Source organism: Vibrio sp. 10N.222.46.A1 (assembly GCF_041473595.1).
GTDB lineage: Bacteria > Pseudomonadota > Gammaproteobacteria > Enterobacterales > Vibrionaceae > Vibrio > Vibrio tasmaniensis_A.
Genome location: NZ_JBFRSN010001106.1, coordinates 1 through 1883 on the forward strand (window position 1 = coordinate 1; position 1883 = coordinate 1883).

The following is a 1883-nucleotide window of genomic DNA, read 5'->3' on the forward strand; positions in this document are numbered from 1 at the left end:
ACTCCAACCAGTATCAACTACCAATTCAAGTCATTGATGATGTTCCAGTAATGACGCCGCCGACGGGCGAAACGGTTGTCGATGAAGACGACCTTTCAGGCATAGGTTCGGATCAATCTGAAGACACCATTATCAATGGACTGTTCACCGTCGATGAAGGTGCCGATGGCGTTGTGAAGTATGAACTGGTTGATGAAGATTTAGTCTTGACCGGTTTAACCTCCGATGGAGAAAGCTTAGAGTGGCTAGCTGTTTCACAAAACGGCACAACATTCACCTATGTTGCTCAAACTGTGACCAGCAATGAAGCCGTGTTTGAGATTGTTTTCGATACCTCTGATAACAGCTATCAATTCGAATTATTTAAACCACTGAAGCACCCTGATGGTGCAAATGAGAATGCGATAGATCTTGATTTCTCAATCGTTGCTGAAGATTTTGATCAAGACCAATCGAATGCGATCGATCTGAAGATCACGGTGACGGATGATGTTCCATTAGTGACAACACAATCGATTACTCGTGTTGAAGGTCAGGGTTATCGCGGCTCTATAGTCGATATGTTTGCTGATGCTACAGATGTCGGTGCCGATGGTGCGGTACTGAGCAAAATTGAGGCATTTGACGGAAGTGGAATTGTTTTCCGTTCAGGGAACAGTGGGTCTTACAGTAGTGACTTCGATTTAATTAGTGGTAGCCAACAGATTCGAGTTTACGAGCAAATTAATGGCTCTGTTGATCCTCGAGAACTGGGTAGACTGAAAATAAACTCAAATGGTGAGATTGAGTTTAGAGCCAATAATTACTTAGAGCATGTTGGTGATGAAATTAATTTCTCTATTAATGTAACAGCGAAGGATGGCGATTCAGATACGTCATCGACACCCTTGGACATCACTATTACGGATAGGAATTCGTCGAAAATCGCGCTGACAGTGACCACCTTTGAGGATGCGGGTAGAGACTCAACAATACCATATGCTGCAGGTGATGCTCCGATTCTTGAAAATATACAAGACAACCAAAGCGGATTACCTAATGCACCAGCTCAAGTTGCGCTTCAGGTTAACCTGAATGACAGGGATAACAGCGAGTCTATCGGTCAACTGATTATAAAAAACAGTAACCATAGAGGCACGTTCTATTACTTTGAGGGTGGTGAGTATCACAAGTTAACGCCTGAAACTAACGGTCAAATATTATTTGGACCGCCTCAAATGCAACAAAGCTATGCTTTAAACCCAAGTGAAGTAAGACAAACCATTGCAACCATCGAAAACCTTTATTTCGTTCCTGACCAAAACTATGGTTCAGATAGTAATGGCGTTGAGATCCGCTATCAATTGGAGATCGATAATGGAGGCACTCTTGACCACAAAGTAAACTCAAGTTTCAAAATCGAGATTGAAGCGGTAGCGGATATTGCTACTTGGGATGATGGCAACAGCACTTATCAGTATCAAGTCAATGAAGATGAAGACAACGTCACGTTGCAGCTAAACGCAGTATCACAAGATAGTAGCCAAACTGAAACGATCACTTATGAGTTGAAAGTTGTTGAAGGTGACGGAAAGTTTGAGCTTCTTGATAAAGACGGCAATGTGCTTACGCTGACGGCGGGTGGTGTATATAAAATAGCGGCAGAAGACATTAACACCACCGTGGTTAACCCTATTGATAATTTCTCGGGTCAGATAGAGTTCGAAGCAACAGCGGTTACAGAGGAAACACTGAATCCTTATGAAGATACTACTAACGGTGGGGCAAATGATAAAACTAAGGCTCGTTCTGTAGAGCAAAACATCATTATTGATGTCACTGCTGACGCTGACCCTGGAAAGTTCAGTGTAAATCGCATTCAAATCAACGAAGACAATATTGAT

Annotated in this window: 1 pseudogene; it reads left to right on the top strand. The window is 42.5% G+C overall.

The features are described 5' to 3' along the window. Positions 1-1883: pseudogene (locus AB4496_RS24265) on the top strand (hypothetical protein); the annotation flags it as partial.